The sequence below is a fragment of the Streptomyces sp. NPDC048643 genome, from assembly GCF_040650615.1.
Classification (GTDB): Bacteria; Actinomycetota; Actinomycetes; order Streptomycetales; family Streptomycetaceae; genus Streptomyces.
Genome location: NZ_JBEZHO010000002.1, coordinates 176,335 through 188,751, shown reverse-complemented (window position 1 = coordinate 188,751; position 12,417 = coordinate 176,335). Strand labels below are relative to the sequence as shown.

The 12,417-nt window shown below is 69.3% G+C and carries 14 protein-coding genes; 3 read left to right on the top strand and 11 right to left on the bottom strand.

Annotation, left to right across the window (positions count from 1 at the left end):
* Positions 1-23 precede the first annotated feature (23 nt).
* The 9 genes from AB0C62_RS02755 to AB0C62_RS02715 all read right to left on the bottom strand — a co-directional run bounded on the left by AB0C62_RS02755 (position 24) and on the right by AB0C62_RS02715 (position 7,988).
* On the bottom strand, positions 24-602 hold the full coding sequence (locus tag AB0C62_RS02755; protein ID WP_362969280.1) for a DUF2231 domain-containing protein: 579 nt from the start codon (positions 600-602) through the stop codon (positions 24-26).
* A gap of 95 nt (positions 603-697) precedes the next feature.
* Positions 698-1,063 carry a hypothetical protein gene (locus AB0C62_RS02750; protein WP_362969279.1) on the bottom strand — a complete coding sequence of 122 codons (366 nt, stop codon included), beginning with the start codon at positions 1,061-1,063 and terminating at the stop codon, positions 698-700.
* 334 nt (positions 1,064-1,397) lie between these two features.
* Positions 1,398-1,841: a DUF3618 domain-containing protein gene (locus AB0C62_RS02745; RefSeq protein ID WP_362969278.1), complete on the bottom strand. Its 444-nt coding sequence runs from the start codon at positions 1,839-1,841 to the stop codon at positions 1,398-1,400.
* A complete protein-coding gene (locus tag AB0C62_RS02740; RefSeq protein ID WP_362969465.1) occupies positions 1,838-2,209 on the bottom strand; it encodes a phage holin family protein in 372 nt (123 codons plus the stop codon). The genes AB0C62_RS02745 and AB0C62_RS02740 overlap by 4 nt, the downstream gene beginning before the upstream one ends.
* Before the next feature lie 355 nt (positions 2,210-2,564).
* Complete coding sequence (locus tag AB0C62_RS02735) at positions 2,565-3,620, bottom strand: YihY/virulence factor BrkB family protein (RefSeq protein WP_362969277.1); 1,056 nt, start codon at positions 3,618-3,620, stop codon at positions 2,565-2,567.
* A gap of 116 nt (positions 3,621-3,736) precedes the next feature.
* Positions 3,737-4,858, bottom strand: a complete 1,122-nt coding sequence (locus AB0C62_RS02730) for a PP2C family protein-serine/threonine phosphatase (RefSeq protein WP_362969276.1) — start codon at positions 4,856-4,858, stop codon at positions 3,737-3,739.
* 115 nt (positions 4,859-4,973) lie between these two features.
* Positions 4,974-5,687 carry a hypothetical protein gene (locus AB0C62_RS02725; RefSeq protein WP_362969275.1) on the bottom strand — a complete coding sequence of 238 codons (714 nt, stop codon included), beginning with the start codon at positions 5,685-5,687 and terminating at the stop codon, positions 4,974-4,976.
* Between the two features lie 11 nt (positions 5,688-5,698).
* Positions 5,699-6,952 (bottom strand): 2-isopropylmalate synthase, encoded by a 1,254-nt coding sequence (locus tag AB0C62_RS02720; RefSeq protein ID WP_362969274.1) that lies wholly within the window; start codon positions 6,950-6,952, stop codon positions 5,699-5,701.
* Between the two features lie 664 nt (positions 6,953-7,616).
* Entirely contained in the window at positions 7,617-7,988 is a 372-nt protein-coding gene (locus AB0C62_RS02715) for a VOC family protein (protein ID WP_362969273.1), read from the bottom strand.
* Positions 7,989-8,312: 324 nt separating this feature from the next.
* On the opposite strand from AB0C62_RS02715, the gene AB0C62_RS02710 reads away from it, so the two are divergent.
* On the top strand, positions 8,313-8,867 hold the full coding sequence (locus AB0C62_RS02710; RefSeq protein WP_362969272.1) for a hypothetical protein: 555 nt from the start codon (positions 8,313-8,315) through the stop codon (positions 8,865-8,867).
* Positions 8,864-9,421, top strand: a complete 558-nt coding sequence (locus tag AB0C62_RS02705; RefSeq protein ID WP_362969271.1) for a potassium channel family protein — start codon at positions 8,864-8,866, stop codon at positions 9,419-9,421. Before AB0C62_RS02710 ends, AB0C62_RS02705 begins: the two co-directional genes overlap by 4 nt.
* Positions 9,422-9,751: 330 nt before the next feature.
* Here the strand turns inward: AB0C62_RS02705 and AB0C62_RS02700 are convergent, their stop codons facing one another.
* A complete protein-coding gene (locus AB0C62_RS02700) occupies positions 9,752-10,348 on the bottom strand; it encodes a hypothetical protein (protein WP_362969270.1) in 597 nt (198 codons plus the stop codon).
* A gap of 64 nt (positions 10,349-10,412) precedes the next feature.
* Positions 10,413-10,970 (bottom strand): hypothetical protein, encoded by a 558-nt coding sequence (locus AB0C62_RS02695; protein WP_362969269.1) that lies wholly within the window; start codon positions 10,968-10,970, stop codon positions 10,413-10,415.
* 280 nt (positions 10,971-11,250) lie between these two features.
* Here AB0C62_RS02695 and AB0C62_RS02690 point away from each other — a divergent pair, with 280 nt between their 5' ends.
* On the top strand, positions 11,251-12,339 hold the full coding sequence (locus tag AB0C62_RS02690; RefSeq protein ID WP_362969268.1) for a phosphotransferase: 1,089 nt from the start codon (positions 11,251-11,253) through the stop codon (positions 12,337-12,339).
* Positions 12,340-12,417 lie beyond the last annotated feature (78 nt).

Here is a 12,417-nt window from a genome sequence, read left to right as displayed (position 1 = left end):
GCGCCCGGAGCCACCGCGTTTCGCTAGGCCCCGCCGATGGCCCTCCGGTAGGCCACGTGCCCGCCCAAGGCGCCACTGACCGCGACCGCTGTCAGGCCGGCCAGGGACCACAGCTTTCCCTTCGCGGAGCGGCCGCGGAGCCGTGCGGCCAGCGATCCGGTGAAGAAGGCCACCGCCGCCACGTTCGTGACCGCGTGGGCCAGCCCGACCCGGGCCTGCTCGGGCGGCAGATCGGCCCAGTCGGTCCAGCCGGTAAGGGCGGCGGGGGCGATGCCGGCCAGGCCGACGGCCGTGAGGATGGTGGGCGCGCTCCGGACGGCAGGCTTCGGTACGACGTCGAGCACGGCGGCCGACAGCCAGCAACCGATCGGTACCTGCACCAGGACGGGATGCACAGGGTGCCCCAGCGGCCTGCCGCGCAGGAGATCGCGTACGTCGCCCAGAGGAAGTGAGCGGATTCCTCGCTGAAGGGCCCGGATGGCCGGGTCCGCCACGGTCGAGCTCTCGATACGGCCCAACGCTGTCAGCCACGCCGTCGACGGCGCGGACGGGCTGGAGGGGCTTCTGGATTCTCCGGAGATGGTGGAGATGGGTGAGTTCATGAAGAACACGTACCCGTCATGACGATTCCGTCCCATCGCGGTGTCAGCTGCTCCCCATGCCTCCCGGACTCCGGGCGGCCGCTTGGGCAGGCTCGTCAGCGGCTTCCGTCCCCGGACGGCGCGTCATCAGGATGGACGCCTGTGTAGGCGGAGGCGTCCTTCTCGCCGCTGGGGCGACGTGACTTTCCGCGGGGGCCCGTGTCGTGCATGCCGCGGGATTTCCCCTTCTGATCCTCGGCGCTCGTTGTCAGGCTGTCGGAGCTCGTGCCGACGCCCGCCGCTTCCTTCTCTTCCATCGTCGGCGTGCGGCGGGGCCCGTCGGACGGGGGAGCGTACTTGTCGGCGTGGAAGGAGCGGTGGGCGCTGGGATTCGGCTGCTGTGACTCGTCGTTCACGGACGGTCCCCAACGCATCTCCCGTTCCCCCTTGGACTTCTGCGGCTCATGATTCGACTTGGTCATGGCGGGGGCCTCGCGTCCTCACTTGCTGCCGGGTGGCACCCCTGGGCTGTACCGGCCGTCCGAACGGGCGGTCGCGAGCGCACGCGGCAGGCTGAGAGCCCTGCCCGCGCGGATGCCAGGCATCAGAGACCGAGTATCCGTACAAAAGGCAGTAAAACGTCACCCTCCACACGTGTGCAGATCTCTGTGCGTCACAGGGGGCCGTCAATGGCCCCGCGTGACAGGGAGGGGGCGCCACTGGGTCCGAGTGGCCGTACCTCCGGAACAGAAGCGGCCAAGGGCCCGAATCCTCGTCGGGTGCGGGCCCTGGGCCGCTCGACGGCTCTCTTCCGGGTCAGCCCTTCCTGCCGTGACTGACCAGCCACAGCACGGTGACGCCGGCGACGGCCGTCACCAACACGGTGCGGTTGTCGCGCGCCAACCGCGCAGACCGCGCCGTCGTTTGCTGCAGGGATGCGGGTGCCTTCTCTTCCCACATCCGCCCGGCCCGGGCTGCGACGGCCCGCGCCTGTCCGGCTGCCTGCACGGCCTTCTCCTTGACCGGGACGGGCAGCCTGTCCTGGACCCGGGAGTTGGCCTTCGCCGCCCGCGCCCTCAGCTCGCCGGCGGTGACGGCTGCCTGCTCCTTCAGCCGACCGGCCCTGTGCTGGACGCGGGCCTTGACGTCGGTCGCCTGCGCGAGATCCCGGACGCCGAGTTCGTGGCGGGTGTGCTCGATCTGTTCGCGGAGTTCGGCAGGCGTGGGCGTGCTGTGCTGGTCGGCGGGCAGGTGAGTCATCGGTGTGCGCTCCTCTTGATCTCAGCCACGTCGGCCTTGACGTTCTCGATCGTGCTTTCAGGGGTGGGCGGGGATGCCTGGGCGGCCTGCTTCTTGCCGCTGAGGGCGAGAACCGCGGCGATCACGCCGAGGACGGCGGTGACGACGAGGGCCGCCGCCCAGAGCGGCAGCGCGAGGGCGAGGGCCGCGATCACGGTCGCGACCAGTGCCTGGAGCATCAGGAAACCGGCCAGCGAGGCGCCACCGAACAGGCCACCGCTCTTGCCGTAGCGCTTGCCCTTCTCCTTCATCTCCGCCTGCGCCAGCTTCATCTCGCCACGCACCAGCTCGGTCAGCTGCTGCGAGGCCCGCTGGACCAGCTCGCCCACCGGGGCGTGCCCCACGTCGTCCTGGTGAGGGCCCGGACTCGGATGGTGCGGTTGGGTACTCGACATGCGATCACCTCCTGCAATGTTCTGTTCCTGTCGGCCGGGCCGCCCCGTCGGTCCCGTGCTCTGGTGAGGGAGCGAGTACCCCGAACCGTGCGGTTCAGAAGAGAAACGAGCAGCCGTGCTCCGGAGCTGTGGGGCGCTGAGAGGGCGCCATAGCCCTTGCCGCAGCAGGGGCGGAACACGCCGGGTGAGCCAGGCGCTCGCGATGCCGATCAGGATTCCGGCGGCTACGTCGGTGGGGAAGGTGGTTCCCGACCGCACCCTCCCGGACGCACCTGGTGGTCGGTGCCGGTCAGTCGTCGTTCCTCTCCATGCGGCGTAGGTCGTCCTCGTCCCACTTCCGGGTGTCGCGGGGCTGGGTGTAGGGCTCGGCCTCCGGCGGATGGCCCCCGGCGACGGCGCGCTGGCGGACGGCTTCGGCGTCGAACTCCAGGCCCAGGAGGATCGCCAGGTTGCTGATCCAGAGCCAGACGAGGAAGACGACGACGCCGGCCATGGTGCCGTAGGTCTTGTTGTACGAGGCGAAGTTCGCGACGTAGAAGGCGAAGCCGGCGGAGGCGATCATCCAGATGACCAGGGCGAGGAAGCTGCCCGGTGTGATCCACTTGAAGCCCTTCACCTTCGCGTTCGGGCACGCCCAGTACAGGATCGCGATCATGATGGTGACCAGGACGACCAAGACGGGCCATTTGGCGATCGACCACACCGTCACCGCGCTGTCCCCGACACCCAACGCCGTACCGGCCTGGCGGGCCAGACCACCGGTGAAGACCACGATCAGCGAACTGGCGACGGCCAGTACCATCAGGACGACGGTGACCCCGACCCGGACGGGCAGGATCTTCCAGATGGGGCGGCCCTCCGGCATGTCGTAGACGGCGTTGGCGGCACGCATGAACGCCGCGACGTAGCCGGAGGCGGACCAGACGGCCACGACGAGGCCGACGACGGCGACGATGGATCCGATGCCGGCGTTGCCCTGCAGCTGTTCCACGGCGCGGGTGAGGATGTCGCGGGCCGGACCCGGTGCGAGCTGCTTGAGATTGTCCAGGACCTTGTCCGTGGTCGATCTCCCGGTGATGCCCAGCAGGGAGACCAGGGCCAGCAGGGCGGGGAAGAGTGCGAGCACCCCGTAGTAGGTCAGGGCCGCGGCCCGATCGGTCAGCTCGTCCTTCTTGAACTCCCGCAGGCTTCCGGAGAGGACCTTGCCCCATGCCTGTCTTGGCAGGTCCGTCGGTGTATCCGGAGCCCGCTCCTCCACCTCGGGACCAGGGCCCGCCTCCTCGGGGCTCGGCGTCTCGTCACCGTTCCTGTGGTCTTTTCCCCCGGTACGACTGAATTTCGCCATGGTGGCTGGGTACCCCGGCTCATGGAGTTGAGCACCTGAAGGCGTCTCGACGGAACGGCACCCTCAGAGCCGGCCCTGCCGGAGCGTTACCGCGTTCGGCCCGCGTGGAGCGCCGATCAGCCTGGCGTACGGCGGATCGCGACGACGGCCGCGTCGTCATTGAGGTGCCCGTGAACGTGGGTCCGCAGATCGTCTCGAAGATGACGCAGCAACTGGTCCGGGTCGTCCCCGGTCCACTGCGGTGCTCGTTCGGCGAAGGGGTAGAAGAGTCCGTCGGTGTCGCGGGCTTCGATGACACCGTCCGTGTAGAGCAGCAGGAGGTCGCCGACCTCGAAGGAGAACGTCTGGACCTGGTAGGAGGTGACGCCGAAGGCCCCACCGAATCCGATCGGGAGGTGGCTCGCCTCGGTGGTGAGTGGGGTGAGGCGTCCGCCGCGAAGGACGAGTGGGGGTGGATGGCCGCAGGTGATGACGTGGACAACGGGTTCGTGGTCGGGGATGTCGAGCAGCGTGGCGGTGGCGAAGTCCTCGTTGATGTCGGGGTCTTCGTGTGATCGCCACTGGTCGACGTCCCAGCGGAACGCGGCGTCCAGGTGGACGGCCAGGTGAGGGAGCGTGGCTTGCCGATGGGCGGCTGCGCGGAAGGCGCCGAGCAGCAGGGCGGAGTTGTTGATCGCGGCCAGGCCGTTGCCGCGGACGTCGCCGATGAGGAGCCGGGTACTGCTGTGGGCGGTTCGAGCGGCGGCGTACAAGTCGCCGCCCAGGTCGGCCTCTTCCGCGGCGGGAATGTACATCCCCGCGATCCGTAGCGGGCCGGCGCGTGTGGGGAGCGGCTGCAACAGCACACCCTGGGCGACCCCCGCCACCGACCGCACCTGCTCCAGCTGCCGCTCGCTCCGGTCGCGCACCACGCAGATGAAGACGCACACGACGGAGACGACGATCAGGGCGGCGATCTGGGACTGAATGTTGGCGCTGGTCAGATCGCCTCTGATCGCGCCGATCAGCGCCTGGGCGGCCACCGCGAGGCCTCCCATGAGTGCCGTCGCACGGGCCCCGGCGAACGCCACCGTGATCGCGGGAGCTGCCACCAGCAGCGGACCGAGGTGGATGTGCTCGGGAATCAGCGCATCCACCAGACAGACCGCGACGATCAGCCCCACGGGGATCACGACCAGCGCGGGTGCGTGCCCCGGCCGCCAGGAACGCTGCGCTTCCAGCCGCGGTCGAAAGGTCATGTACCAACCTTCCACCCGCGCCGGCGTGCGAGGACGTGCGCCGCTCCGAGCGCCGAGTCGATCACCCTCCCACTCCTGCCGGGGCCGACGAGTCCGCCGATGGCTTCTCCCGGGCTCACTCTTCGCAGGTGGCAGGTGATCGTTCCGTAGTGCTCGCGGCGGACCGTGGCCCGATTCCCGCCGTGCGCAGGTGGTCCAGGTACAGGGCGGGGTCCGCTCCGTGGGCCCGGTCCTGGGCGCCGTGGCGGACGTGGGCCAACGTGCCGTCGGGCGCGATGCGCAGCATGGTGGTGGCGTGGTGGGGGGCGTCGGTGTCGCGCAGGCGGTCGGCGTCGGTGACAGGGATGTCGGGGCCGAACATCGCCGCGGCCAGGGCGGCGGTGGGGGCGGGGGCCTGTCCGGTGCGATTGGCGCTGCTGACGTACAGGCGGGGGAAGCGTGCCAGCAGGGGGGCCAGGGGCCGCCAGCGGGCGCCGAAGAGGAGCAGGTGGCGGTCGCGCAGGGCGGGTAGGGCCCAGGCCGGTGGGGTGGCGTCCTTGTGGACGGGCACCAGCAGGGTGACGCGTTCGGTGCGCAGCAGGTCGAGTGCCGTGCCGAGGCCGGCTGGGGTCAGGTCGAGTGCCGGGAAAAGGTCCGCCCAGGTGGTGTCGGCGTGGACCCACAGGGCGACTTCCTGGCCGGCGGGCCGGCCCTTGGCGTTGTTGACGGCCTGGGGATCGGTGGCGGCGACGACGTAGGTCAGCGGGCTGGGGTTGGGCAGGATCGCGGCCCGTCCGGCGGCCAGGGCGTCGGCGGCGGTGCTGGTGTCGGGCAGGGCGGTGGAGGGCATCGGGAGTCCGTTCAGGAGGCGGGCGCGGGCGCGGTGGTGTCGGCGGTGAGTCCGTCGAGGTAGGCCGCGAAGTCCACGTCGGCGACGACGGCCCGGCCCTGCCGGTAGGCGCGGTCCTTGACCCAGGCCAGGGCGGTGCGCGTCTGGGCCGGCGTGAGCTGGTGCCCGAGACGTTCGGCGACGGCGCGCAGGACGCGCCGGCTGGCGAGGTGGGTCAGCACCACGGTCGGGGCAAGGCCCAGGTGCTGCTCAGGGTCGTAGGGCTGAAACGTTCTGGGGTGCGTGAAGGGGGTGCCGGTGGAGATGGTGGCGACCCCGGTGCCCACGATCGGCGTGGTGACGGTGAGCGGGACGCCGGTCTCGGCGGACACCATCCGCGCGATGCCGGGCAGCCGGGTCAGGTCCGGCGCCGTCCACCACGGCTCGCACTCCGGGCCGAGGACCTGCGCGGCCTTCGCCGGATCATGGGCGAGCAGGAAGAGCAACTGCTCGGTGGCCGCCATTCCACTGCGCTCGGCCATGCCCAGCCAGGAGCACGCCGCCACTCTGGCTCCGCTCTCCAGCGCGGCGAGGGTGTTGGCCAGGCCCAGGCCCAGGTCGTTGTGCAGGTGCGAGACCAGAACCGTCTCCGGCCCCGCCGCGGCCGCCACCTGCCCGAAGAGCGACCGGGTCTGACGGGGCAGCAGATCACCGACCGTGTCGGCCAGCACGATCGTCCCCGCGCCCTGGGCCGTCATCGACCCCGCGTACTCGGCCACCAGAGCGTGGTCAGCGCGCGGTGCGTCCACCAGGCACACGTCCACCGCGATTCCGTCAGCCAGCTCTACGGCGGCTTTGACCACGTCCAGGCCACCGGCCAGGGCCTCCCGGGCATCGCCGTGCACCAGGGCGCGTGCGGTCGCCTCCGACGCCGCCACGATGACCATCACCCGCGCGTGTGCCACACCCCGGACCGCGCTGAGGGCCAGGCGCACGTCCGACACGGTGCCCCGGCAGATCGCCGACGGACTCACCGAACCCTCTGCTTCCAGGGCGACTTGACGCGTCGCCTCGAACTCCTGCGCACACACCGAGGGGAAGCCTGCCGCGAACACCACGTGCCGAGGGCCGTCCGCTCCGAAGACCGCCCCCTGCTCCCGGGCCAGCCGCACCCGGAAGTCGGCGCTCATCAGCGTCTTGGCCTGCGCTCCGTCCCGCGCCGACTCCTCGAAGAACACCACCCGGCCGGCCTGCGCCGACTCCCGCACCACATCCACTGCCGCCACCGGTCGACCCCCGTCTCAGGGCGATGGTCATGCACCACGGACTGGTGCGACCCCGCTCGCAGGATGGTAGACGAAACACGCAATGACGGTGTTAATACGGATACGGGGCAGGCGGGTTGGAGCCACGCGGGACGACGTCCCACGAGCGATGAGGAAGTGCCCCTGCGGCTCGACGCGTTGTCCGCGGCCGACAGGGGCGCGGACAACGAACGGCGCCGCCCACCCGTGGGACCGGGAGGGGCGGCGCCGCGCTGGTGTGGGAGGACTTACACCAGCCAGCCGACGAAGTGGACCAGGCCGGCGAGGATGTCGGTGAGCAGGTTCATGGTGGGACGTTCTCCTTGCGATGGTGCATGTGTGTGGGACCAACACCCCGGCCCTGTATGGGACATGAGCCGGGCACGCGTCAACTACGTTCTGCAGCACGTCGCTTGCGCACGGTAAGCATCGTTGTTCGTGCAGGGCTCACGCAATTTCTGGGGCCACGATCACCTGTTCGCGCGAACAACTGCGCGCTTGTTCGCTTCCGGGCATGCGCTTCTCGCGTTCGTGGCCGTCCAGTTGTAGATGATCACCGGTAGGCCGTACCCAGCACCCGCACCAGGCCCCGGAGCGCGATGACGGGGGTGCTCAGCCGTCGCCGGCAAGGTCCACGGCTGGAGCTCTAGCCGATGAGGGTCTCCTTCGGACGGACTATGCAGAACTCGTTCCCCTCCGGGTCGGCCAGTACGGTCCATGACTCGTTGCCCCGCTGGCCGACGTCCGCCCTGCGGGCGCCGAGTGCGAGGATGCGCTCGATCTCGGTGTCCCGGTCCTCCGCGGCGGACGTGAGGTCCAGATGCAGACGGTTCTTCAGGACCTTGCGATCCGACGTCGGCATGAAGCAGATGCCCACGGGCGCGGTCTCGTCCGGTCCGATCACGACCTCCCGCTCCCGCTCGGACAGGATCCGCCACCCCAGAACCTCGGCCCAGAACCGGGCGAGGGCGGGCAGGTCATGGGCGTCGATGGCGATGTGATGCAGCGAGACAGGCATGTCCGCCAGTGTGCAGGGGATCGCGCGGACAGAGGCCCTGACCGAGAAGGCGCGCCCACGAGGGGGGGCGCCTGATGTGATCGCGGTCGAGAGGAGCCCGTGAAGCGCGCCGCTCCAGGCGTCCATGGCGTCGTGCAGACCTCGCCGCCGGTTGCGGCAGCGGTCAACGGGGCCCGGGGGCTGAGGGCGCCCGGCTGGACGATGCCCTTGTAAGGGGCACGGCAAAAAGGGGCCCTATTCGACATGAATGGAATAGTTGGGATGGTTCGGTGAGTCCTGTCGGGCTCGCTCGGCTTGTCACTCGGCAACGAAGGGTGCTCCCTCATGGCGTCGGAGACCGCAGACCCAGGGCAGGAGTGGGTCGTCCTCGCCAGCTTCGGCAGCCGGCAGCGTGCCGAGTACATGCTGGCGTCGCTGGGCCGGGGCTTTCGCAGGAAGGCACGCAGGGGCGAGACGGCCGCTGTGGTGATCCGAGGGAACGCGGATGGCTCATTGCGGCTGACTCAGTCGCATGTGCTGACGGCCAACGGTTTCGTGAGTGCTCTGCTGCGCGTCTGCTTCTCGTGGGCGGTCGGTTTCATGGGCCTGTTCTCCACTCTGAAGGGGGCGAAGGTCGGGGTCCATGCCGCAGGAGTGCGCGAGGGCCATGTCGGCTCCGGTGAGCACCAGGCCCACAGAATCCTCGCGGAAGCCGGCTCCCATGCCGTCGTCACGCTGATTCGCGGCACGGACACCCGGACCCGGCAGGCGGTCGCCGCAGAAGCGGCCGACCGTGCGACGTACAGCTGGGACGGCCCGCTCACCGAGTTCCTCGCATCTCTGGATCCCGGCAGTGCTCACGACTGGGTCCGCTCCGCTGTCGCGGACGCCGGCAAGTGACCGACGGGGCCGGCCGTGGGCAGCTCGCCCGGCGGGGATCCAGGCCCACGCGCCGCAGGGTGGTACAGACCCTTCTGCGCATGGTGGGATCCGTCGCCGTGATGGTGACCGTGTACTTTCTGCTGCCTCTGGACCGCTCTTCGGCCGGCGCTGCTGTCACGGTGCTGGTCGTCGGGCTGGTGGTGTTCGTCGCGCTGGTGGCGCTCCAGGTTCGTTCGGTCCTGCGGTCGCAGTTTCCGGGCCTGCGGGCTGTGGAGGCCCTGACGATCAGCGTTCCGTTCTTCTTGCTGCTGTTCGCCGGCGCCTACGTCGTCATGGCCAAGATGTCGGAGGGCAGCTTCGGCGTTCCCCTGACGCACACCGATGGCCTGTACTTCGCCGTCACGGTCTTCGCGACGGTCGGGTTCGGCGACCTGACGGCCAAGAGTGAGGCGGCCCGCCTCGTGGTCACCGGGCAGATGATCGCTGATCTCGTCATCCTCGGCCTCGCCGTCAAGGTCATCACGGGAGCGGTCAGTCGAAGCCGCGAACGAAGCGGGGCCCCCGGCTCGTAGCGTCCGGAGAGAGAACCCGGGATCCCGCCCACACCTGGATCGACGTCGAATGCCGCACAACGGACTCAGTCGGTCCCCGTCTCCTGACGTTTCGGCATCCGAGCCCAAGTGCCCCCGGATCACGGCCGCCGCTCGGCAACACGTTCATCAGGGTGAGGGCACGTCAGGGCACGTCAGGGCGCGTCGTCAATTAGCCAGGGACAGCCGGAAGCGCCGTGAGGGGCGGCAATCTACGCCGAACGCGCGGCACCTGGCGTCCCGCCGAGGTCGAACCCGGTAACTGACAGGAACGGCAGCTACTCGCGAGGGTCCCCGCGTCCGGTCCGTCGGTCAGGTGACCAGCAGTCGGTTGAAGAAGGAACGGTAGTGGCGCAGGGCCAGCCGCAGATCCTCGGTGTCGGCCTGCTCTCCTCTGTTCCACTGGCCTTCGAGTTCTTGTTTCTGGTCGGCGAAGGTCGCTGCCAGTCGTTGCATCACGTCCGCGACCAGGGCGTCCGCTCCGTGTACGGCGTCGCGAGGATCGTCGACGAACTTGCTCTGCACCTCTTGCCAACGGCCTCGGAAGGTTTCCTCGTCCTGCGGGCTGAGGAGCTGCGGAGACTCGTCGTCCTGCACATCTCCGCGATCCGCTGAACGGGGCTGCGTGGCAGCGGCCTCGGCGTCTCGTCCCGTCGATCCGTCCCGGACATCGGAATCGTTCGGTCCGCCCTGCGCGTCGGCCGCGTCGGAGGAGGTGCGCGTCCGCGCATCGGGCCCGGTGGCGTCACGGCCGGCGGCATGGTCCGGTGTCGCTGTCGCCTCGCCGGGAAAGGCCGGAGCATCCGGCGACGGCCCCGGCGCGTTACCCCTGTCTTCGCGGGGCTGCGCCAGATCGTCGGTGGACAGTCCGCTCTCCCTCGCGGCATCCGGTGTGTTCTGGTGTTCCATCTCTTCTCCGATCCTGGGAATCACCCTCGTCGCGGATTCACGGCGCAGGTTCCCGCTGGGCCGTTCAGGCGCGGGCGTGCCGGGGCCGGCCACCGTCAGAGATCAGCTCGTCGAAGAGCGCCCGGTAGTGCACCATGGCTCCTCGTAGCTGCTCGGTGGTGGCCTGGTGCTGCGTGCTGAGCTCGTCGACCTCGTGCGCGGCGCGGTAGTGCTCCAGTGTGCGGCCGTGTTCGACCGAGAGGTCCTTGAGCTGCTGCTCGTAGTCCTGCGTCGGGTAGCCGCGCTCCTGCATGAGGGACGTCACCAGACGGTCCGCGTCGTGCACCGCGTCCTCCGGGTGGTCCACGAAGTCTTCCTGCACGCTGGTCCAGCTCTGCGTGTAGTGCTCTTTGAGCCGACTGTCCAACGGCTTGATGTCCAGCGATGCATGCCGCTTCTCGCGGGCCTTGAGCTCGCGCTCACCCTCCGCTCGTGTCTCTGCGCCCTCCACGGTCCGTTCGTACTCGGGACCGAAGCGCTGCCGCAGCCTTCGACGCCGCGTGTAGATCGAGACCACCACGACGGCCAGTGCAATAACCACCACGATGGGGATGATGATCGCCAGAAGTGTCCCTGTTGACATCTGGAGGAACCTCCTTATATGCGCCTGATGGCGCATATGTCGGGTTTCCCGGATGGCGCGCCTGAAACGGAGGATCGGTCATCCAACGCTCTGGGGCAGGGGAAAGAGACGTTCGCGGGGCAGGCCACGGCTGGTCAGGATGCTTGGAGGCGGAAGGCCGGGCTTGCGGCGCGTGCAAACGGGCGGCACGCCGTCCGGACCTACGAGTGGGTCAGGTCGACGAGGACAGCGCCGTGCGGGTCACCTGGCAACCGGAGAGGCAACAGTGAAGTGCCCTGACATGTCGCGCGACGCGCGTCTGGCCGCCTACAAGGCGGTGTCCGAGTCCCTGTCCTCGCACAGTGATCACGCCCTGCGGCAGTTCCTGGACACGGCGCTGCCGATCGGGGCCGGCATCGGCGGGACGTGCGCCCTGGTGGAAGTCGCCGGCACCCCGGTCTTCGTGAAGCGGGTACCCCTCACCGACTTGGAGAGGCAACCTGAGCACGCCCGGTCCACCGCGAACCTGTTCGATCTGCCGGCCTTCTGTCACTACGGCGTCGGCACCATCGGTTCGCCCGGCTCAGGAGCCTGGCGCGAGCTCGCCGTGCACACCTTGACGACGAACTGGGTGCTCACAGCGGAACATGAGGGCTTTCCCCTGATGTACCACTGGCAGGTGCTGCCGGGCTCCACGCCGCTGCCCGAAGAACTGGCAGACGTCGAACGGGCCGTCGCCTACTGGGGTGACGCACCCCAGGTGCGCCGCCGGATTCACGCCCTCCAGCAATCCTCGGCGAGCGTCGCACTGTTCCTGGAGTACATCCCGCAGAACCTGCACCAGTGGCTAGGCGACCAGGTCGAAGCAGGAGACGAGGCCACCGACCGGGCCTCCACCATGGTGGAGAGGGAACTGGAGGCCGGCGCGTCGTTCATGCGGAGCCGGGGTCTCCTGCACTTTGACGCCCACTTCGAGAACATCCTGACCGATGGCCGGCGTCTCTACTTCGCCGACTACGGCCTCGCCGTCTCGTCCGACTTCGACCTGTCGCCGGAGGAGATCGAATTCTGCGGCCGGCACCAGACCTACGACCGCTCCTACACAGCCACGTACCTGGTCAACTGGCTCGTCACCGCTCTGCACGGATACGCGAAGCAGGACCAGGAGGGCCGCTACGCCCTGGTCCGCGCCTACGCCGAGGGCCGGCGCCCTGAAGGAATCCCGGACGCGACGGCGGCAATCCTTGCCCGTAACGCGCCCATCGCCGTTGTGATGTCCGATTTCAGCCGCCGGTTTCAGCACCAGAGCAGGCAGACTCCCTACCCGCTGAGACAGATTCGGCAGCTCAGCGGGACAGACGCTCCTCTGCCCAGGGAGCTCCGCCAGTAGTGCGGGATCGGGCTGGGCGCGGGGTCTCTCGGTGACCAGTCCATCGACCGCAGTACGGTCCATGCGGGGAAGGGGGGG

Bases quoted from the DNA above. Each gene is read 5' to 3' on its own strand.
- AB0C62_RS02755 (WP_362969280.1), bottom strand. From the start codon at position 602: ATGAACTCACCCATCTCCACCATCTCCGGAGAATCCAGAAGCCCCTCC.
- AB0C62_RS02750 (WP_362969279.1), bottom strand. From the start codon at position 1,063: ATGACCAAGTCGAATCATGAGCCGCAGAAGTCCAAGGGGGAACGGGAG.
- AB0C62_RS02745 (WP_362969278.1), bottom strand. From the start codon at position 1,841: ATGACTCACCTGCCCGCCGACCAGCACAGCACGCCCACGCCTGCCGAA.
- AB0C62_RS02735 (WP_362969277.1), bottom strand. From the start codon at position 3,620: ATGGCGAAATTCAGTCGTACCGGGGGAAAAGACCACAGGAACGGTGAC.
- AB0C62_RS02730 (WP_362969276.1), bottom strand. From the start codon at position 4,858: ATGACCTTTCGACCGCGGCTGGAAGCGCAGCGTTCCTGGCGGCCGGGG.
- AB0C62_RS02725 (WP_362969275.1), bottom strand. From the start codon at position 5,687: ATGCCCTCCACCGCCCTGCCCGACACCAGCACCGCCGCCGACGCCCTG.
- AB0C62_RS02715 (WP_362969273.1), bottom strand. From the start codon at position 7,988: ATGCCTGTCTCGCTGCATCACATCGCCATCGACGCCCATGACCTGCCC.
- AB0C62_RS02710 (WP_362969272.1), top strand. From the start codon at position 8,313: ATGGCGTCGGAGACCGCAGACCCAGGGCAGGAGTGGGTCGTCCTCGCC.
- AB0C62_RS02700 (WP_362969270.1), bottom strand. From the start codon at position 10,348: ATGGAACACCAGAACACACCGGATGCCGCGAGGGAGAGCGGACTGTCC.
- AB0C62_RS02695 (WP_362969269.1), bottom strand. From the start codon at position 10,970: ATGTCAACAGGGACACTTCTGGCGATCATCATCCCCATCGTGGTGGTT.
- AB0C62_RS02690 (WP_362969268.1), top strand. From the start codon at position 11,251: ATGTCGCGCGACGCGCGTCTGGCCGCCTACAAGGCGGTGTCCGAGTCC.